This window comes from Rhizobium sp. BK661 (assembly GCF_024808825.1).
Classification (GTDB): domain Bacteria; phylum Pseudomonadota; class Alphaproteobacteria; order Rhizobiales; family Rhizobiaceae; genus Rhizobium.
Genome location: NZ_JANTYT010000010.1, coordinates 143,645 through 162,926, shown reverse-complemented (window position 1 = coordinate 162,926; position 19,282 = coordinate 143,645). Strand labels below are relative to the sequence as shown.

General features: G+C 57.2%; 15 protein-coding genes. 9 read left to right on the top strand and 6 right to left on the bottom strand.

Annotated features, from left to right (window positions below; all coding sequences use genetic code 11):
* Positions 1-26 precede the first annotated feature (26 nt).
* On the top strand, positions 27-1,466 hold the full coding sequence (locus FHX16_RS20400) for a lipopolysaccharide biosynthesis protein (protein ID WP_259130043.1): 1,440 nt from the start codon (positions 27-29) through the stop codon (positions 1,464-1,466).
* A gap of 12 nt (positions 1,467-1,478) precedes the next feature.
* Here the strand turns inward: FHX16_RS20400 and FHX16_RS20395 are convergent, their stop codons facing one another.
* From FHX16_RS20395 to FHX16_RS20380, 4 genes are all read right to left on the bottom strand, one after another.
* Positions 1,479-2,513: a glycosyltransferase family 2 protein gene (locus FHX16_RS20395; RefSeq protein ID WP_259130040.1), complete on the bottom strand. Its 1,035-nt coding sequence runs from the start codon at positions 2,511-2,513 to the stop codon at positions 1,479-1,481.
* Positions 2,510-4,165: a Wzz/FepE/Etk N-terminal domain-containing protein gene (locus FHX16_RS20390; protein WP_259130096.1), complete on the bottom strand. Its 1,656-nt coding sequence runs from the start codon at positions 4,163-4,165 to the stop codon at positions 2,510-2,512. The genes FHX16_RS20395 and FHX16_RS20390 overlap by 4 nt, the downstream gene beginning before the upstream one ends.
* A complete protein-coding gene (locus FHX16_RS20385) occupies positions 4,165-6,186 on the bottom strand; it encodes a glycosyltransferase (RefSeq protein WP_259130037.1) in 2,022 nt (673 codons plus the stop codon). The genes FHX16_RS20390 and FHX16_RS20385 overlap by 1 nt, the downstream gene beginning before the upstream one ends.
* Positions 6,187-6,405: 219 nt before the next feature.
* Positions 6,406-7,128, bottom strand: coding sequence for a sugar transferase (locus FHX16_RS20380; RefSeq protein WP_259130034.1), 723 nt, complete (start codon positions 7,126-7,128; stop codon positions 6,406-6,408).
* 326 nt (positions 7,129-7,454) lie between these two features.
* Between FHX16_RS20380 and FHX16_RS20375 the strand changes: the two genes are divergently transcribed.
* The 5 genes from FHX16_RS20375 (at position 7,455) to FHX16_RS20355 (ending at position 12,631) form a co-directional block, all read left to right on the top strand.
* The gene (locus FHX16_RS20375; RefSeq protein WP_183756755.1) at positions 7,455-8,525 is read left to right on the top strand and encodes a glycosyltransferase; all 1,071 of its coding nucleotides are present in this window, start codon (positions 7,455-7,457) and stop codon (positions 8,523-8,525) included.
* 35 nt (positions 8,526-8,560) lie between these two features.
* Positions 8,561-9,880 (top strand): polysaccharide biosynthesis/export family protein, encoded by a 1,320-nt coding sequence (locus tag FHX16_RS20370; RefSeq protein ID WP_183756714.1) that lies wholly within the window; start codon positions 8,561-8,563, stop codon positions 9,878-9,880.
* A gap of 184 nt (positions 9,881-10,064) precedes the next feature.
* Complete coding sequence (locus FHX16_RS20365; protein ID WP_246712731.1) at positions 10,065-10,298, top strand: hypothetical protein; 234 nt, start codon at positions 10,065-10,067, stop codon at positions 10,296-10,298.
* A gap of 242 nt (positions 10,299-10,540) precedes the next feature.
* The gene (locus FHX16_RS20360; RefSeq protein ID WP_259130030.1) at positions 10,541-11,680 is read left to right on the top strand and encodes a glycosyltransferase; all 1,140 of its coding nucleotides are present in this window, start codon (positions 10,541-10,543) and stop codon (positions 11,678-11,680) included.
* 27 nt (positions 11,681-11,707) lie between these two features.
* A complete protein-coding gene (locus FHX16_RS20355) occupies positions 11,708-12,631 on the top strand; it encodes a family 16 glycosylhydrolase (protein ID WP_259130028.1) in 924 nt (307 codons plus the stop codon).
* On the opposite strand, the gene FHX16_RS20350 is transcribed toward FHX16_RS20355, so the two are convergent.
* Entirely contained in the window at positions 12,622-14,085 is a 1,464-nt protein-coding gene (locus FHX16_RS20350) for a hypothetical protein (RefSeq protein WP_259130024.1), read from the bottom strand. The two genes, FHX16_RS20355 and FHX16_RS20350, sit on opposite strands and share 10 nt — an antisense overlap.
* 382 nt (positions 14,086-14,467) lie before the next feature.
* Here FHX16_RS20350 and FHX16_RS20345 point away from each other — a divergent pair, with 382 nt between their 5' ends.
* The 3 genes from FHX16_RS20345 to FHX16_RS20335 all read left to right on the top strand — a co-directional run bounded on the left by FHX16_RS20345 (position 14,468) and on the right by FHX16_RS20335 (position 17,675).
* A complete protein-coding gene (locus FHX16_RS20345) occupies positions 14,468-14,686 on the top strand; it encodes a hypothetical protein (protein ID WP_259130023.1) in 219 nt (72 codons plus the stop codon).
* Between the two features lie 100 nt (positions 14,687-14,786).
* Entirely contained in the window at positions 14,787-16,211 is a 1,425-nt protein-coding gene (locus FHX16_RS20340) for a phosphomannomutase (protein WP_259130019.1), read from the top strand.
* A gap of 36 nt (positions 16,212-16,247) precedes the next feature.
* The gene (locus tag FHX16_RS20335; RefSeq protein ID WP_259130017.1) at positions 16,248-17,675 is read left to right on the top strand and encodes a mannose-1-phosphate guanylyltransferase/mannose-6-phosphate isomerase; all 1,428 of its coding nucleotides are present in this window, start codon (positions 16,248-16,250) and stop codon (positions 17,673-17,675) included.
* A gap of 17 nt (positions 17,676-17,692) precedes the next feature.
* On the opposite strand, the gene FHX16_RS20330 is transcribed toward FHX16_RS20335, so the two are convergent.
* Positions 17,693-18,385 (bottom strand): bifunctional 2-polyprenyl-6-hydroxyphenol methylase/3-demethylubiquinol 3-O-methyltransferase UbiG, encoded by a 693-nt coding sequence (locus tag FHX16_RS20330; RefSeq protein ID WP_259130014.1) that lies wholly within the window; start codon positions 18,383-18,385, stop codon positions 17,693-17,695.
* Between the last annotated feature and the right edge of the window lie 897 nt (positions 18,386-19,282).

The window sequence follows — 19,282 nt, the reverse complement described above, 5'->3', positions numbered from 1 at the left end:
GCAGCTTCGACAGGTTGGAGTTTCTGATGCTTGCGTTCAAAGCTGTTCAAGGGGCAAGCTGGCTGGTCTTTTCCCGCTTCGTTGGACGCATCATCGACTTCTTCACACTTCTGATTCTCGCGAGAATTCTGTCGCCATCGGATTTCGGTTTGGCGGCGCTCGCGACGTCGCTTGTCATGATCGTGGATACGGTGCTCGAGGTCCCCGTAACTCAAGCGCTCGTCCGGCTGCCGTCAATTGACAAGAGCCATCTCGACACCGGCTTTACGCTTGGGATCATCAGAAGCAGCGTTATTGCCCTGATCATTTTCGCGGCCGCCTATCCATTTGCACTGTTCAATCATGAGACCCAGCTTTTGCCTGTTGTGGCGGTCATGGCGCTTGGACCGGTCGCAAGAGGCTTTGCTAGCCCGGCCATGGTAAAGTTTGCGCGCCAGCTCGGTTTCAGACAGACCTTCATTCTGGAACTGTCCGGTAAACTGACTGCCAGCATCGCGGCAACAGTTGTTGTTCTCTCGGGTGGAGGATACTGGGCGATCGCGGTCAATTCCGTGATAGCCTCTATAGTGTCGTCCATCGCTTCCTATGTCCTTGCCCCCTATCGCCCAGCGCTATCGCTGTCGCGACTGCGTGATTTTGCAAGCTTTATCGGTTGGTTCAGTTCGGCGCAGCTTGTGTCTGCGCTGAACTGGCAATTCGATCGCTTCCTGGTCGGCGGACTTGCAGACCGTGCAACACTCGGTCGCTACGCGGTTGCCAACGATGTCGCGGTCATTCCGACGCAAAGCATCATTGGCCCAGCTCTTCAGCCGGTCATGGCCGCCTTCTCGCAGATCAGCTCGGATCGTAACCGTGTAAAGATCGCGTTTCTGAAGGCGGCACGCTTTGCGATGCTGATCTCGATACCTGCCTGCATCGGGATTTCGCTCACGTCCGATCTCGCGACCGATCTGCTACTTGGGCAGAAGTGGAAGGAAGCTGCGCCACTTCTGAGCATTCTTGCGCTTTCCGTCGCACCAATTCCATATTTCCAGACCCTCTATTCCGTGAGCCTGGCCCTTGATCGCCCCAATATCATTTTTCGCTTGAACACGACCGATCTCCTGTTGCGCCTGGTGCTGCTTTCGCTCGGTTTCTATCTGGGCTCGGTCACGGGCGTCAGTTTTGCCCGTGTCGCGCTTTCTTTCCTGATGTTTGGCTTCTACCTTAACGAGGTCCGCAAGCTGCTTGGCCTCGGCATTGGAGAGCAACTGTACAATCTTTGGAAAGTGGGCTTCGCTGCCGCCGTCATGGCGACAGCGGTCTGGCTGTTGCGAGACGAAGTGGCTGGGCAGCAGTTGAATCACGTTGTCGAGCTGGCTCTCGTCATCGCAACTGGAGCTGCAGCCTATGGTGTCACATTGCTTTTGCTTGGTATGCGTCTGATTGCCGGACGTGGGCGTCTGGAGCTTATCGATCGCGCCTGACGGGACAGATGTTCAAAACAGCGCCCGCAACAACCCGGTCATCGACCGGTCACCGGCATCGAGCCGATAGGACAGCCCACGACGTGCGTTGCGGTTCGGAAGAATGGCCGTGAAAAGAAGAAACGCGACCATCGCGGATCTGGTTTTGAACGAATTGCCGGTCGCCCAAATTTTGCCGATCAGGTGCCACAACAGCGTCACTGGAACGCGGTGACCCTCAGCGATCGCGAGATAGATCGAGCGTTCGAGAAAGTACTGGGTCTCGCCAACTTGAACGAGTTCTTCTGCTCTGCCAATCCGGTCAAGGATGCGTCGCAGATGCCCCATTCTATCGGCAAAGCGGGCGATCTCCCGCCGCAGGATTTGCGCATCAAGCGGACGCCCGAGACCGGAATCGTTTCGGTCGTGAACCCGGTAGCGACCAAGCGGCGTGGACAGACTGACGATGTCCCCGAAGAAGGGCGCGGCAAACAGCAGGATGCCATCAACCGCACGATCATAGGTCGCCTCTTTGAGGATCTCACAGAGATCACGGCGAAAGACATTCCCTGATGTCGGGGGGCTGGCGTAGGTCCCGTTCTTGAGCACGAGCCTCGCGAGTTCCTCGTTATCGCGGAACGAGGCCAGGTTCGGAACAGGATCACCAATTACAAGCCCGTTTCGGTCGGTGCGAACGAGCGGAAATTGAAGCTTTGCAACATTGTCATCCAGCTCTCTCAGGATGGTTTCAAGCGAGCCAGGGGCCAAGGCGTCATCAGCATCGAGGAAGAGCACAAACTGTGCCCTCGTCTTGCTGACCCCGAAGGAGCAGGCGGCGCGCTGACCACAATTGTCGATCTTGTAAGCCCTTACCGGGTGGCGCTGAATGACATCCCACGATCCATCCGTCGAACCGTCGTCGACGACAATCAGTTCGCAATCACAATGCGTCTGATCAAGGACGCTCCTGATCGCCTCATCCACATACTCTGCATAGTTCCAGCACGCGATGATCACGGCGAGACGAAGCTTGGCCGGCCCAGGCGATATGCCGGTTTCTTCGGTCATCGCCGTCCCTTGTTCAGGACGGTCCCGACGACATTGGCGCCGGACCGACGCAGGAGTTGAATTGCCTCGACGACCTCTTCGATCGTTGTCTCTCCACACTTTGCGACGATAATGACAGCATCGGCATAGGCGGCGAGCGCCATCGCATCCATCGAGCCCTGAAGCGGCGGGAGGTCGAGGATGACGTCCCCTTTTTGTCGTGTCGCCTCAAGGATCCGCTGAACCCGTGGATTGCGGAAGTCGGTAAACAGGTTCGCGTTGGTATCGCGCGAGTGGATCGGCAGAACGGCCACACCGTCGACCTGGTGAAACGAAATGTGTTCGAGGGGAAGCCCTGCGAACGCAGCATCCGCAAGGGAAGCGGTCGCGGAGGTATACACCTCTGTCTGGGCCGTTATATTGGTATCGGATGGATTCTGAAACAGCGTTACATAGCGGCCGCTTCTGCTCATCAGCTGTGCGAGACTTGACGAAATCATTGTAACGCCGGCCCCCGGCGCCCAGGAAACGACCGCGATCGCGATACTGTTGTCATTGCGCAGACTGGTACAGGCAATCTCCACCGAAGTCCGCAAGTCATGAATGGCGCTGACGAAGCCCACGTCGCGCGTGCCAACGTTCCAGGGAACCCCGTTGGAATCCGGGGCAACCGGGATGGAGCCAAGACAGGCAAGTCCACTATCGCGGGCAAGATCGCGCGCATCGCGAACACGTCTGTCGAGTGCCATCCGGACAGCGACAAGGCCAAATCCTCCAAGCAGGCCAAGGACGCCGCCGAGCGCAGTGATCAGGGTTTTACGAGGCGCAGATGGCGCCAGAGGCGGAAGCGCGGCGCCGATGACGCGGGCATCGGCGTCAGGTGTGGGGATCGAAGGGAGAGATCCCTCGTGCATCGCGGAACGGGCGGCCTCCATTTGCGCGGAAAGACTATCCAGGCGGCTCTGAAGCGCCTCGGTGCCGGCGCGCGCCATCTGCTCCTTGAACGCGATCGCCTGGAAGATATAACCGGAGACCACCCCGTTTGCGACCCGTGACGGCAGAGCGGGGTCGGAGGACGCATACTCCACTTCGATAACGAATGATTGCCCCACACGACGGGCATTGAGGCGTTTTGCAAAATTCAGGAAGGCTGCTCTTTCGGCCTCGTCTACGAGAGTGGGGTCGCCGCTGACCGCTTCTCGCGCCCCCTTCCCCAGGCCCGTTTGCGATGAGGCGTCGCTTGGACCCAAGATCGTAATTAGGCGTTCGACAAGACCAGGCTGATTTGCCCCGAGTTCCGGGCTGTCTTTCAGACCCAGACTTTCAAACACGGAGGAAAGCAACCGTTCGGAGCGGATCGTCTGCAACTCGCTGTCGGCGCGGTTGAGGTCGAAGCCCTGCTGGATCGATTCCTGTCCGGAAACCGTGGATTGGCGCGGTTCCAGGAGCAGGGTTGCCGTCGAGGTGTATGTTGGCGGGAGCGAGCGCGCGTATATGGCCGCCAAGGCAAGACCCAGGAGGGTGCAGGCGATCAGGCTGACCTTATGGCGGTAGGCGAGTGCGATAACCGACCTGATGAGAACAAGGGGGCCATCAGCCGAGCTGTCAGACTGGGGCTCATCCAGGCGCCACAATCGGGAGCTGGCATCAAGGGGCCTTGGTCTGTTGAACATCATCGTGTCTCCTGCCTCCAACCGGGCTTGGGGGTTATATTTGGCCTTCCGATTTCCGCTGCTCTTTCGGGTTCCAACCGCCCGCGCAGAGCGTCCGCAAGTGCAAGCAGGTTTCCCTTCGCGCGGCCCTTGCGGTCGATGAACGGCTCGGGAAAGAGCGCGCGACCAAAGTTGCTTGCCGTATTGCGGAAGACATGATCAGCGACCTTGATCAGGCTCATCGTCCCCTTCGCTCGCATGTAAAGAGGGTTGATAACCTGCGAGTATCCGAGGCGCTCGCCACTGACCCGCCCGCTCTTGACACCCATATGGACACCATATGCGCCGGACCATTTGATCAGCCGTCCACCGCGTCGCGCAAGCTCGGCTGCAAAATCGCGGTCTTCCAGCCAACCATAAAGGACCAGACGTTCATCAAACCGCACATTTCCGATTGCTGCCACACGGAATGCCATGTTGCAGCCATAGGGGCTATAAGGCTCGGTCCATTCGCCGGTTGGAACGGTTGCAGTTTCAACGAGACGAACAGCGTCGTCGAACGGGATTCCAGGTCCCTTGATGCCGTCGGCGACGACATGACCGGTAAAACTCACGACCTGGCTCTCATCTCGAAAGACACGGGCCGCAGCGGCAAGCCAATCTCGATCTGCAACGAAATCGTCATCGAAGAACGCGACGATTTCCGTGTCTTGATCAAGGTGTGCGAGGGCTGTGTTTCGCTGGGCCGAAAGACCAGGTGGACCTGTTACGATCGTGACATCAGGCAGGAAGGCAAGGCTACCTGCATCTGCCGTATCGACGCATGAAATGATGAGGGAGCTTGGCTGCAGGGTTTGCGTAGCAAGGAGGTGTCTGACTGTTGCGGACACAACGTCGGGCCTGCCGCGGGTTGCAAAAACAGCAGCGATACGCGGTGTCGGGCTCGGCTGCGGCTGATGGGTTGCAAGGCTTGCGGAGGGTTTTTCAAGGAGATCCAGATATCCCTCGGCGCTCCGCTTCCAGGAAAAGCGCCGGACATTGTCCAAGCCACGCCCTTTGAGTTCGTCGCGAAGATCCTTCGACTGCAGAAGCGATCGGACATGCTCAATCCATTGGATTGGATCGAAAGGCGATGCAAGAAGTGCTGCGTCACCGCAGACCTCCGGCATGCTGGCGCAATTTGACGAGATCACCGGGCAGCCCCGGGCCATCGCCTCGACAATCGGCAGACCAAACCCCTCGGTCAAAGACGGGAAGGCAAGGCAAAGCGCGCGATCAAGGAGATAGGCGAGGTCGTCGTCCGATACCCGGCCGCACAGCTGAACGTTATCCCTTCCCTGCAGCGCTTCCTGCGTGAAGATACCATCGCCGCCACCGGCAATGATGATATCGACGCCCATTTGATCGAGGGCTGAGGCAATGTTAATCAGCAGGGAGACATTCTTGTGACGGGCTCTCGATCCAAGCACCAGGACATAAGGCCGGTGGTTGCGCGACGTGAGTAAATCCGGTGCTAAGGTCGCGCGCCCGGGATCCCAACTTAGCGCATGCTCGTGGCCGTTTGGCAGGACAGCTATTGAATTGAGAGAAACAGGCAGATGCCTGGCGATCTGCCTGGCGGCTGCATGGGATACTGTTGCAATCCGCGCAGAACGGCGCGCAAGGATGGGCTGAAGGTTGTGATAGACCGCACGAAATCCCCGACTATAGCTTGCAGGCGCGGCGAAGATATTGGCGTCGTGAATGCAGACGATCTGATCACTCTTGATTGCTGGCGCCGTGTTGCAGAGATTGAGAAGCCGACGGCCTCCAAGCTGAATGGGCAGGTCGACCTGCTCCCATCCATGCCCCATCAGTGCCCCTTTTGCGATGAATCCGAGGTTAGAATACCCTGGGTTTTTGGTCGCCGCCGGCGCCAGGACGATGGATTGACGAGCGCGGTCGAAACCATCCATCGCACTCACAACATTGCGCGCATAGCGTTGTACACCGGTCACGTTGTGGGTGAGGAAGCGGCCATTTACGACGAAGGAGGCGCTCATGTCAGGTTCCTCGCACGCCCAAGGCCGTGAGACGAGGCATCGTATTGATCACATGTACCAAGAATATGTCTTCCCTCCGTAATACATGGATCGAGCGCAGCCCCGTTGAAGCACTGTCACGGAGCAATCACATCGATAGCATCTCCCCTTGTCTGCCGGCCAACCTGACGACGACTGAAAAGGGGAAATGGCGCGGGGTATCAGCCGCGCCGCTGTCGTTCAGTAGCTGCCGCGAGAACGAAGGACTGCCGGTACGGTTTTCAGCAGAATGGCAATGTCGCCGAGGATGCTTTGCTCTCGTACGTAGCGCACGTCGAGCTGCACTCGTTCGCCATAGCTCGTGTCGCTACGACCGCTCACCTGCCACAGTCCGGTCAGTCCAGGGCGGACCTGGATGTAGTCGCTGTAGTGCACGCCGTAAAGTTCGGCCTCGCTTGCCACGATCGGCCGCGGACCGACGAGACTCATCTTCCCCTGGATCACGTTCAGGAGTTGAGGAATTTCATCGATGCTGGTCTTGCGTAGAAGTGCGCCGAATGGCGTTACGCGGGGATCATCCCGGAGCTTGCGGGTGGCGTTCCATTCCGCCCGGTGGTGCGGATTGGCAGCCAGGTGTCGTTTCAGCACCTCGTCGGCGTTAGCCACCATGGTGCGGAATTTCAGGCAGGGAAACATCACGCCATGTTTGCCAATGCGGCGATGCGCGATGAAGATTGGCCTTCCCTGCAGCACGAGAAGTGTACCCATCAAGATTGCGATCATCGGCATAAGGACAATCAGTCCTATTGCCGCAAGGACCGCATCGAGGGCATATTTTGCAATTCCGGCAACGGCTGACGATGTGCCTCGTCTTTTCCTTTCGAAAGGCCGCATTCGCTCGCTTCGAGAGTGCCGCCCCTTGTCGAAGCCGTCGAACTCTCGTCCGAGATCAAATTCCCTCATCCGCGTACTCCCACGTAATAAAAACTGTCCAGGGCACGTGCAGAAATTGCCCAAGCGGGCAAGCACAAGAACGTTAACAAGTATTAAACGATTTGACAATACATTTATTGCGCTGCACTATTCAAGGGTGCAATGCGGAAAATAAGACGTATTTCTTGGAACTTGTTGTCTTATTTCCACAATAGAACTAATCTGGCGTCTCGCAATACACATATCGAAAGCTAGATAGATTCCCTTCCCGTTTTGCGCGCCGTAATACGTGTTACCCATTCGAGTTAGTGGAGCTTTGCGTGCGAGTAGCAATCATACATTACTGGCTGGTAGGCATGCGTGGCGGCGAGAAGGTACTCGAGGCGCTTTGCGACATATTCCCCAATGCGGATATTTATACGCATGTGTTTGATCCGCGGGTGATTTCCGACAAGCTCAAGTCGCATCGCATACAGACGACGTTCATCGGCTCGTTGCCTTATGCGCGGAAGATGTACAAGCGCTATCTACCGCTTATGCCGATGGCGCTCGAACAGATTGACCTTGGTGCCTACGACCTTGTGATTAGCAGCGAGTCGGGGCCAGCCAAAGGTATTATTCCGACCTCGCCGGCGATGCACGTATGCTATTGCCATTCGCCGATGCGCTACATCTGGAACATGTACAACAAGTACTACGAGAGTTCTGGACTGATGACCCGCCTGATGATGCCGCCCATGGCGCATTACTTGCGGACGTGGGACGTTGCGACCGCCAATCGGGTCGATGATTTCGTCGCCAATTCGACGACGGTCGCTCACCGCATCAGGAGCTATTACCGGCGCGAAGCGTCGGTCATTCATCCCCCGGTCGATACCGGTGCATTCCGGCCAGTGCCAGCATCGGAACTGGGCGATTACCACCTCATGGTCGGGGAGCTCGTCAGCTACAAGAGACCTGATCTTGCTGTCGAAGCGTTTAACCGCCTCAAGGCCAAGCTCGTCGTCATCGGCGGCGGAGAGATGCTCGATCATCTCAGGAAGATCGCCGGCCCAACTGTCACGATACTCGGTTCGCAACCCTTCGATGCTCTCAGACACCACTATGCTCGCTGCAAGGCGCTGATATTTCCGGGCGAGGAAGACTTTGGAATCGTACCGGTCGAGGCGATGGCCAGCGGAAGACCCGTCATCGCTTATGGACGAGGTGGAGCCACCGAGACTGTTATTAGCAACAAGACCGGTGTCTTCTTCCAGAACCAGGCTGTCGAGGAACTGATCGATGCCGTCGAGCGGATGGAGAGACTTGACTTCAATCCGGGCGATGCCGTTTCACGCGCTGCTGATTTCCGCCGCGAAGTTTTCATAAACCGATTTCGCACCTTTATCGAACGCGCAACAGGAACCGAGCTTGCCGTTTCGGCCTGAAGGTAACCTGGCACACGGTTGTCATGGAGCAACGCATGTCATTCAACATCGAACACCACGTCCGCGCCATAAGAAGTCTTCTCGGCCGCCGTTCAAAAGCCTGTCTCCTCGCGGCCGTATCCGTCGTGGCTTCTCTGTGCGGCCACATGGCGGCAGCGCAGGACTATCTGCTCGGACCGCAGGACGTGCTCAGGATCCGTGTTTTCGAGTGGCGCCCAAGTACCGGCGCTCCATTCGAATGGGTGCCGTTGACCGGCGAATTCGTTATTTCAGCTGCAGGCAATCTTTCCTTGCCGATCATCGGCACGGTTCCGGCGGCCGGCAAAACGCTCGAACAGGTTTCTGAATCGATCGGTGAGCGCCTGCAAAATCAGGTTGGATTGCAAAAGAGGCCGAACGCCTCGGTCGAAATCGCTTCATATCGGCCGTTCTTCGTCACCGGGCTGGTCGCGACGCCCGGCAAGTACAGCTTCAGCCCCGGTCTCACGGTCGTACAGGCCGTCAGCATGGCCGGCGGGATCGGGCCCGTTGACTCCAACCTAATTACCCTTCAGCGGGACGCGTTGTCGGGTCGCGGCGAAATACGCGCGCTTGAGGCCGAAAGGCTCGAACTGGTGGCGCGCCAGGCGCGCATCGACGCTATCCTCAACAATGATCCCGAGATCAAGTTTCCGGCCGAGTTGACCTCGCGAAAAGCGGAGCCCGGGGTTGCGCGGATGCTGACCGAGGAACAAGCGCTCTTCGAGACCCGCCTGCGCTCCATGGAGACTGAGATCGGCTCCCTCAACCAGGCAAAAGTTCTGGCAGCCAATCAGATTTCCGCACTGAAAGAAAAGGCCGTATCGCTCGCAAAGCAGATCGATATGGCCAACAAGGATCTCGGCTCCGTCAACAAACTCGTTCAGCAGGGATTGACGGTATCGGCGCGCCAGCTCGGCGCCAATCAAAATCTCGCCGACCTCGAAAGCCGCAACCTTGACGTCTCGCTCGCCATTCTGAAGACGCAACAGGACCTTGCCAAGGTCGACCAGGATATTGGTGATGTTCGCAACCGGTATCGCATAAATGCGCTGACTGAAGCCGCTGAGCTTCGTGACCGTTTCGCCTCCAACGCCAAGAAAACCGAGACCGCCAGCGATCTTCTCAGAAATCTGGAAGTGCGCGCTCCTGCCGCCGTAGCGGCACTGGAGGAAGACAAGGATACCTATTCCTTCACGACAAGCATCAACCGCGTTGTCGACGGCAGCAATGAAAGCTTGATCGTCAGCGATAATGACCCTGTTCTGCCAGGTGACGTCATTCGCGTCGAGCGGCGGCAGCGGGGCGCCCAAGCCTCCGTTGCCGACAGCAACTAAAGCTCTCAGCGCAAGGCTTTGCTCGGCGAAAGTGTGAATAGTTCTCGTGTAAGAGAATATTAGCTTGCCTATATTAGCTATTTGCCCGATGATTGTGTACGGTTACGTACGGGCGGTCGGGGTAGCGTTTATGGGTTTGACATTGGCAATTTGTTTCGTTCTAGGCGCAGTTTCTGCGCTTCGTATGCCTATTTTGGTCTTCACCCTGGTCGTTATGGTTGTTATGGCGGCCTATGCGATCTTTAGCGTTGTGGCAGGCATGCCATTCCTCCTGGCACTCGGATTGAGCATGGCGCTCGCATCCGTGCTGGAAGCGGGCTATATTTTCACGCATGGCGTGCTGTATCTCCTCTACGTCCGGCGCGCCAACGAGATCCGCGCGCACCGGAAGATTGAATCGAAGTATACGACGGATTGAACACTATCGCGTTCCGCATCAAAAATCGCCTGCTAAATTAGCGAGTCGGCTAATCTAAAAGGCGTAGCGATATTGTTGCGGTCTTCGGCTTCCTCCCCAAAATTACTATTGCTTTTTACACTGCACCGCACAATTATACTGTGACACGGGCGGCGCTTATTGTGCAACGCGCAAGAGTCCCATTATTCATGCCGCCCACAGCGAACACTTGTGATCAAAGCGGCGCCAAAAAGGACCCACTTATGGAGATGAGTGCCGCCAAGCTCGGACAAAGGCATCCCTTCCCTCGCGGGTCCGCTCTTAAAATTCTTTACATCCAGCCGGGAACCCAATCGTTTGCGGGCATTGAGCGGGTCGTCGACACGATTTGCAGCAATCTGACTGAACGCTACACCGATGACTTCGATATCGACGTTCTCTACACGTCAGAACATCATAATCGGCCCTCCGAGCGCAGCTATCACACGATTGATCGACGACCGCGGGGCAGGCTCCAGCTGATGACAACCTTCAGGGATGTCATCAAGAGCAAGAAGTACGATCTCATCGTTGTTCCCCAGATCGAACCTACTGTGATCGCGATGGCGTCCTGCCTCGGCATAAAGAGAAACTTTGTCGTGCACTTGCATGGCAATCCCAAGCGCGAGCGCAGTCATCTCAAGGCCCGTATCCTGTTTTTCTTGATGAAGACGTTTTTCCTCCGCCGCACCGCTTACGTGTTTGGAACCTCGCCCCGCCAACTTTCATCCTTTCGCGAGATGTTTGGCAGCAAGGTACCGCAGTGCTGGGTACCCAATCCGGTTCGCAAATTTGACAGACCAGAGGCTTTAGGTGGCGAGCCGGGATGCGTGACTTTTGTCAATGTTGGCCGATTTTCTCATCAGAAAGGCCAGGACATCCTGGTTCGCGCATTTGCCGAAGTCTACAAGCAGCGCAAGAACACACGGCTGAAGATCGTTGGGCACGGGGCGGGTGAAGAGGATCTGCGCCGCGACATTGAGCGACTCCAATTGCAAGACGTCGTCTCAATAGAACACCACCCCAATGATCCGTATCCAGCGCTGTCGACAAGCGACATTTATGTGTCGACGTCGCGCTGGGAGGGTTGGTCGCTGGCAATATGCGAAGCGCTGCGTTTCGGTCTCCCGGTCATCGCCACCGATTGCGAGTTCGGCCCAAGCGACATCCTTGTGGACGGCAAGCTCGGCCGCCTGGTTGATCCGGACGGCGGGCCTTCGCTTGTCGCCGCGATGATCGATTACTGCGACGACATCATCTTGGCCAAAGGTGATTCAGACTTCAGGAAATCGTTCATCGACCAATACAGCGAAGAGAAGGTGGTGGAGGTGCATGCCACGGCTCTGCGCGCTGCTGCAGGCTAATCGCGTTGGGCATTTCAGGAGGCCTTGATGACGAGACATGAGATGTCCCGAAGGGGGCTGCTCGCGGCCACTGGCTCGCTTGCCATTGCGGGTGTCACGCAGCGACATGCTTTTGCCGGCACGGATGATCCGACCGACAATCGGCGCCTCGACTTCGAGGACAGTTTTTTGCAACTGGATTGGTCTGTCTGGCACGCCGGGCCAAAGGCCGGCACCTGGGACACCGGTTTCTACGGTCGCTCGGCCTTTTCCAGGCGGGCAGGTGAAGAAGGCTTTATCCCCTACGAGATAGTGGATGATTCCCGTGCAGAAGACGGCAAGGCACTTCAGATATCGGCCAAGTATATCGGTGCTCCGATGTCTGTCCCGGCCTATTATGGAAACACCAACCCGGAATATCAGTGGATTTCGGGAAATATTCAGACTGCCAGGAAAGACGGGATCGTCACCAAGGGGTGGCGGCGGGGTTATTTCGAAGCGCGGATGCTGTTTCCAAGCCATCCTCTGACCTGGCCGGCTTTCTGGCTGATGAATGGTCGCAGTATTCTTGCTCCAAAGACCAGCATCGAGCTCGATGTCGTGGAACATAAAGGATGGGAACCGACATTGTACGGCACCTATCTGCACGAATGGGGCCAGCCCGGGGAGCATCACGAGGGTACGGGCGTGCCGACAATTGTCGACGTTACGCGAGACTACAGACGGTACGGTATTCTCGTCGATGACACCAAGTGTGTGCCTTATTTCGAACGAAAGCCAATCGTCGATACACGCACCGGCAAAACAGCAAATTGGCCGATCCACCGTTCTCCTGACCTCGACGTCGATGGGGATGTTTTCTGGCCGCTGCTCACCCTTGCGCTCAGCGCCGACATTCCCTACCCCCAGGGTCTCGGGCCCGAGCAGCTTCTAACCCATATGCGCGTTGATTATTTTCGCGTCTACGTTTGATGCTTGCGGCTATGCAAGCTCAATTGCGGATGTGAATGGCGTGCCTCGGCCGCACTGTCGAGGACACCACTACCCCGCAGTGGCAACAGTGGGATCTCTTTCAGTCTGGCAAGAGGACGGCTGGCCGTCAGGCCAGCGAGCACAAAGAAGAGCAGACCGAGATCGACGGTCGGCCCAGCCACCAATGATCCGGCAAGCAATCCGAGACAGCCGTTGCAGGCTGCAAGACGAACGTCGGATTCGAAGGTGCGAGCCGACATGCCAGGCCGTAGCGCAGACAGCAGGAACAACAGGAAAAATACCGTGCCGGGGACGCCGACGTTGGAAAGCAGCGCCATCGGGAAGCTAGAGGTGCGCGCGGTGCCCAGACCCACTCCGAGACCCAAGGAGTCTGTAAAGTTCTGCCAGGCGGCAAGATTCCAGGATCCGCGCTCGACCGCCGAGCCGGATGTCGATTTGCTCAAGACCAGCAAATCGACGTAGTCATAGATGGTACGGAAGAGATTGTCCTGGAGCACGATGATCAATGTCAACGCAAGGGCAATCGGCGGGGCGAGCAGAACGACGCCCGTGCTGCGTCGACTCTCGGGCGAGATCCCGCATCGCAAAACCGCGGTCAGATAGAGCAGGAACAGGCATATCGGTGCGGCAATCAGACCGGTCGAGGATGTTGACAATATGATCAGCACGAACGAGCAGAGGGCGAGCAAACCGGTTGTGCCGGGGTAGCGACCACAAATCCACAGCGTGCCGGTAAATCCGAGGGCACCGAGCGTCATCCCGGCGAAGGCCGAGGCTTCCGGCCATGATCCAACGATCCGCTTCATGCCATTGACCGTATCACTGTCATGGAACGTGTACTGGGCATTGCGCATGAACTGAAGAAGCTCTTCCGTGCCGGTTGCGCTGGTAGCCAGATCAAGCAGTGCAAACATCACATTGACCGCGGCCCAGGCGAGAAGCCCGTTGAACGTCGCGCGAAAACCGGTCTTTGTCGAACAGACGGACGCGATGATGACAAAGCACAGAAGATCCGCGGTGAGGTAGATCGTCTGCGTGAGATTGCTGGAGACGGGGCCAAGGGGAACGGTACCGCCCGTCGAGGGATACTCGGATGCTCCCAGCGGAATGATATGGCTCATCCCCGCAAACAATCTGGGAGAGAAATAGGCGGAGATCGCACCGTAGAGCAGAAGTCCGGCCAACCAGAAGGCAGGCTTGCCGAGACGAAAGGCATTGATTGCCATACCCGGCAGGGAAGGAGTTCGAAGCGCAGCAATCAGAACAAACAGCAGGAAGAGATGCGCCGGGGGCACACTGGAACCGCCGAGCGTCAACGCCGCGGCGGATCCAAGGAGCGTCAGGACGATGAAGGTTGTGACTGTCGCCCCATATCCACGCGTCAGGCAATAGAGGCCGAGAGCGACGGTGAATATTCCGATGGGCTCTATCATCCCACACGTCCCTTGAACTCAACCATAGTCGATAACCTCATATTTCCTGGCGCTGAGGAAGGCCCGATCGTTTGCCTGGTATGCGGTGGCATTTCCTTGACGTCTAGACGCCTCTGATAGAGGTATACATTAATAAGCTGGCGCTGCAATGCAGCATATATGTGGGGACAGTGCTTGAAAAGAATATACCGAGAAAGGAATAGACCAAGTCGAAATGTCGCCGCTGATCCCGTCATATTCAGTAGTCCAACATGTCTTTCCTTGCCGGCATCAACTCCAGCTGTCTGCAGCTTATCACATCTGCTTTGTGCATTGCAGTAACACATGTTCGCACTTGCAAAAATTCTCTCCTTATGTGACCCTGCATATGAAGGGGCTACTAATGATGAAGCGTTTTACCCAATTGATGCGTGCCCCGGGCATTTATTTACGCATGCTCTGCGCTGCATGCGTATTTTTTCTCCTGTCCTGGTACCATTACGGGAGTATTGCTCTTGCGCTTTACTATAGCGTACTTTGCATAATCCTGATGCAGGTCGGTTATGTCGGAGGTGTGCTCTTCCTGATCTGGCGCGAGGCGGGTGCTCGCAAGTGGCCGTGACCTAACGGTTGCCGAAGGTTGCATGAAGACGTATTGGTGCCGGCAGCGGCCTTGAAATTGTCAGTTGAGTCCAGCGTCGAATGCGTGAAGGAAGATCGGAATGAAATTCGGAACGAGCGGGCTTCGCGGCCTGTCTGTCGACCTCAAGGGCCGGGCTTCGGCGCTTCATGCTTCTGCCTTCGGTCGATACCTGCTCGACAGCGGAATGGCCGGCTGCGGTGACGTCATTCTGATCGGCCAGGACTTCAGGGACTCCAGCCCCGAGATTGCCGGGAACTGTGCTGAGGCACTTGCCAGCCTTGGCTTTGATGTCCGCGACTGCGGTACGGTGCCAACGCCGGCGCTCGCTCTTTACGGATTGAAGAAAAAGGCGGCCTGCCTGATGGTCACGGGCTCGCACATCCCGGCCGATCGCAATGGCATCAAGTTCTACCGGCCGGACGGTGAGATCGACAAGACGGACGAGGCAGCGATCACGGCTCTTGCGGCAGAATTCGATCGCGCCGGTTTCACCTTTTCCCCCAGAGGTGCGAGGATGAAAGACAGATCCGAGGAATGCCTCTCTGTTTTTCGCCAACGCAATGCCACTGTTCTTCCCGCGGGCGCTCTTGCCGGCCTCAAGGTCGGCGTCTACCAGCATAGCACGGTCGCCCGTGACCTGATGGTGGAACTCCTGGAGCATTTCGGTGCGACGGTCGTACCGTTTGGCCGCTCGGATGAATTCATTCCCGTCGACACGGAAGCGGTTTCTGAAGAGACGATAGCCAAGTTGAAGGAAGCGGCGAGACATCATCGACTTGACGCCATAATTTCTGCGGACGGTGATGGTGATCGCCCATTGGTGGCCGACGAAACCGGCATGCCGTTGCGTGGCGACCTGCTTGGGCTGATCGCCTCGAACTTTCTCTGCGCAGCGACTGTCGTGACACCCGTGACGTCGAATTCCGGCCTGGAGACCGCCGGTGCCTTCAGCGTCATTCGCACGCGCGTCGGTTCTCCATTCGTCATATCAGGGATGCAGGACGCACTTGCGGCCGGCCAGGACCATGTGGCGGGTTTCGAAGCCAATGGCGGCGTACTAACCGCAAGCGAATTTGACGTCAACGGCCACGTGCTGGACGCCCTGCCAACGCGCGATTGTTTCGTGCCGATCCTTTCGACCCTCTTTCTTGCCGCCACGAAGCGCCAACCGCTTTCGCTGATTGCGGCGTCCTTCCACCTTCCTTTTGCCGCAGCCGACCGGCTTGAGAATTTTCCGGTCGACACCAGCGGCCGCTTGATGGCCCATCTTCGCGCCAGCCCCGCCAGTCTTGCGGCCTTTCTGCAGCCGATCGGCGTGCTTGACAGCGTCAGCGATATCGACGGGCTTCGAGCCACGCTGACGGATCGACGTATCATTCATTTCCGCCCCTCCGGCAATGCTCCGGAAATGCGCTGCTACGCGGAGGCGCAAAGCGAAGCAGCCGCTCAGGACTTGCTACATGCAGGCCTGGAACGAATCCTGTGGTGGGCGCAGGCGAATTGATTGGCAAAGCAAAGGTAGTTTTCGAGGACACACCAAATGACACAGAAGATCGTTCCCGTAATCATGGCTGGTGGCAGGGGCACACGTCTGTGGCCGCTATCGCGTGCCGCAGCTCCTAAGCAGTTCATCCAGTTCATCGGCGATAAGACATTGTTCCAGGAGACGCTTCAGCGCGTGTCCGATCCCGCGCTTTACGATGCACCTGTCGTGCTCACGAACGAAGAATTCCGGTTTCTCGTCGCCGAGCAGGCGCGTGAACTGGATATCGACCTCGCCGCCATCCTGCTTGAGCCGGTTGCCCGCAATACGGCTGCAGCTGTGGCTGCAGCCGCGGCCATTGTCGGCAAACGCTTCGATGGAGACACGATCATGCATGTGCTCGGCTCCGACTACGAGATCGTCGCCGACGACACCTATTTCGACTGTGTACGCATCGCTGCCGCCACGGCAGCCCAAGGCAAGCTGGTGACGTTCGGTATCCAGCCGACCGAACCGGCTACAGGTTACGGCTACATCGAGGGTGGGGAGCAGCTTCCTTCGGGTGCTCGGGTGGTGGCACGATTCATCGAAAAGCCACCTCTCAACAAGGCAGAGGATATGGTGGCGACAGGCGGGTTTTATTGGAATTCCGGGATGTTCATGTTCTCGGTCTCATGCCTGCTCGATGAGTTGCGCACCCACGCTCCGGAGACGATCAGGGCCGCTGATGAAGCCGTTGAAAAAGCAAAGACCGATCTCGACTTCATCCGTCTCGACAAGGCAGCGTTCTCCGCTGCCCCGAACATCTCGATCGACTACGCGATCATGGAGAAGACGAGCAACGCCGCCGTCGTCCCCTCGCCGTTCAAGTGGTCCGACCTCGGCAGCTGGGATTCCGTCTGGAAGAGCGGTAGCCGCGATGAATATGGCAATGTGGCAGCCGGCAATACGACGGTCGTCAACACCAAGAACTCGCTCATCATGACACATGGTGTACACCTAGCCGTCCAGGGCATGGACGATATCGCTGTCATCGCCAGCGAGGACGCCGTGTATGTCGGCCGACTGCAGGACAGCCAGGACGTCGGCAACCTCGTGAAGATGCTCGCCTCCGCGCCTAAGACATCGCAGCTGACAGAGACCCATCCCACCTCCTACCGGCCTTGGGGCGGCTATACCTCGGTGCTGAACGGCGACCGCTTCCAGGTGAAACGCATCTTCGTCACGCCGGGCAAGAAACTGTCACTACAGAAGCACCACCACCGCTCCGAGCATTGGATCGTCGTCAAGGGCACGGCCGAGGTGACCATCGGCGAGAACGTGCAGATGCTGAGAGAGAACGAATCCGTCTACATCCCACTCGGCGAAATCCATCGCCTGGCCAACCCGGGCAAGATCATGCTCGAGCTGATCGAAGTCCAGACAGGATCCTATCTCGGCGAAGACGATATCATCCGTATCGTCGACGAGTTCGGCCGGAGCTGATTGACCGCCGATCGATCCTATTCTGCCAGGACAAGCAGAGAGTAGCCTCCGAGGACCCTGACCGTAAGGTCAGGGTTAAGGGGGAACAGAAGTTTTCTGGGCAGGCTCATTAGCCTGCTGCTGAAGGCCTGTTTCGGCAGCTCGATGCGGCTTGCGGTATAGGCATGATCGACAATCCTATATCCGCAATCCGTCAGGCTGGCGAGCGCCGTATCCTTGAAGAAATAGTGGAGATGGCCGACGTTCTTGCGAAGGTTTGTAATTGGCCAGCCTCTGAGGACAGACTGAACCGACAGATCCAGGGGGATGTGGAAGATCTTGTAGCGAGCAAGGCCACGCAGACCCTTGATGAAGGAAAGATAGTCCTCCACGTGCTCGATCACGTCGGCGATGACGAGAACATCGTAGTGTAGGTCCGATTCCTGGAGAATATCTTTCAGATGGAAGGAAACATTGCTCGTCGTTTTCAGGCTGGCCCTTTGAAAGGCGTGGGGGGCGACCTCATAGCCGTCAAATTTTGCCTGGGGGTAGGTTCGGGCCAGGTTGAGCAGGATCTCGCCGGTACCGCAACCAACCTCGCAGAGACTGGAAAAGCTGATCCTGTTCTTGTCGATGATCTTGGAGATTTGTGCAGCTTTCCATGGTGAATCTTCTTCATGCCATGTTGGGTTCAAGTCGGCGTACTGATTTGAAATATAGATCTGCTCCACCGAACGCTCCCGTTTCACAACCTTCCACGGGTGCAGCCACGATTCTTTCGGGCAACACCGAACAAAGGCCCCAATAGCAAGTGCAACAATAGAGCGATTGAGGTTTCTCGAAGAAACGCGCCCTCGTCTCTATTGTGCAGAGCAGCATAACAACCCCGATAGAGACCGTCCAGCAATAAAAAACGAATTAAATGTCACGATCTATTGCAGTCAGATGATTACCGAAATGCTTTTATGTAGGTAACAGGTAGTGACGCACCTTCGGGCGTTCGACGAAAGGAGGCCGCCTCTCTGTTGGGAAGGCTTACCTATGGATGCAGAGGCGCCATCTCATCCGACAAGCGGCTCAAGCCACCGCGAGGCCTCATTAGACTACGACCACCTTCACAAGCTTACGCTTATGATCACCCGGGACAGTGGCGCTTTCCTGCGAATGTTTCAAAACATAGTCATTAACGTTTACGCGAAAAATCGCGAGATTCGGCAGAGAACCACGCGTTCCTCATGAACGTCGAAGGTCGATGGTCACTGTCGCCGGCTTACGATCGTACCTTTTCGTCGGGGCCGGGCGGCGAGCATAGCACGGCGCAGGAGAAGGCAAAGTCCGGGCAGGACCATTTGCTGACGATTTCCCGGGAGCGTCAGTTTCCGATCAAGCTGCAAATGATATCATAGAACAGCTCCGAGCCGCTGTACGCTGCTGGTCGCACTTCGCTGAGAGCGCTCGTTTGTCGAAATCCAGTGCAGTATAACGCGATCGAATTTTGAACGGCAGGGAACCCCCTCCCCTTAGACAGCGAAGGAACAAAGCAGCGTGGTCCATCCCCCTTGCCGAGAGCGGTTGGACGACTATGGCAGCCTGCCCAGGAGGGAATATCTCCCGGTCGCAACGTCGCC

Bases quoted from the DNA above. Each gene is read 5' to 3' on its own strand.
- FHX16_RS20400 (WP_259130043.1), top strand. From the start codon at position 27: ATGCTTGCGTTCAAAGCTGTTCAAGGGGCAAGCTGGCTGGTCTTTTCC.
- FHX16_RS20395 (WP_259130040.1), bottom strand. From the start codon at position 2,513: ATGACCGAAGAAACCGGCATATCGCCTGGGCCGGCCAAGCTTCGTCTC.
- FHX16_RS20390 (WP_259130096.1), bottom strand. From the start codon at position 4,165: ATGTTCAACAGACCAAGGCCCCTTGATGCCAGCTCCCGATTGTGGCGC.
- FHX16_RS20385 (WP_259130037.1), bottom strand. From the start codon at position 6,186: ATGAGCGCCTCCTTCGTCGTAAATGGCCGCTTCCTCACCCACAACGTG.
- FHX16_RS20380 (WP_259130034.1), bottom strand. From the start codon at position 7,128: ATGAGGGAATTTGATCTCGGACGAGAGTTCGACGGCTTCGACAAGGGG.
- FHX16_RS20375 (WP_183756755.1), top strand. From the start codon at position 7,455: ATGCGTGGCGGCGAGAAGGTACTCGAGGCGCTTTGCGACATATTCCCC.
- FHX16_RS20370 (WP_183756714.1), top strand. From the start codon at position 8,561: ATGTCATTCAACATCGAACACCACGTCCGCGCCATAAGAAGTCTTCTC.
- FHX16_RS20365 (WP_246712731.1), top strand. From the start codon at position 10,065: ATGCCTATTTTGGTCTTCACCCTGGTCGTTATGGTTGTTATGGCGGCC.
- FHX16_RS20360 (WP_259130030.1), top strand. From the start codon at position 10,541: ATGGAGATGAGTGCCGCCAAGCTCGGACAAAGGCATCCCTTCCCTCGC.
- FHX16_RS20355 (WP_259130028.1), top strand. From the start codon at position 11,708: ATGACGAGACATGAGATGTCCCGAAGGGGGCTGCTCGCGGCCACTGGC.
- FHX16_RS20350 (WP_259130024.1), bottom strand. From the start codon at position 14,085: ATGATAGAGCCCATCGGAATATTCACCGTCGCTCTCGGCCTCTATTGC.
- FHX16_RS20345 (WP_259130023.1), top strand. From the start codon at position 14,468: ATGATGAAGCGTTTTACCCAATTGATGCGTGCCCCGGGCATTTATTTA.
- FHX16_RS20340 (WP_259130019.1), top strand. From the start codon at position 14,787: ATGAAATTCGGAACGAGCGGGCTTCGCGGCCTGTCTGTCGACCTCAAG.
- FHX16_RS20335 (WP_259130017.1), top strand. From the start codon at position 16,248: ATGACACAGAAGATCGTTCCCGTAATCATGGCTGGTGGCAGGGGCACA.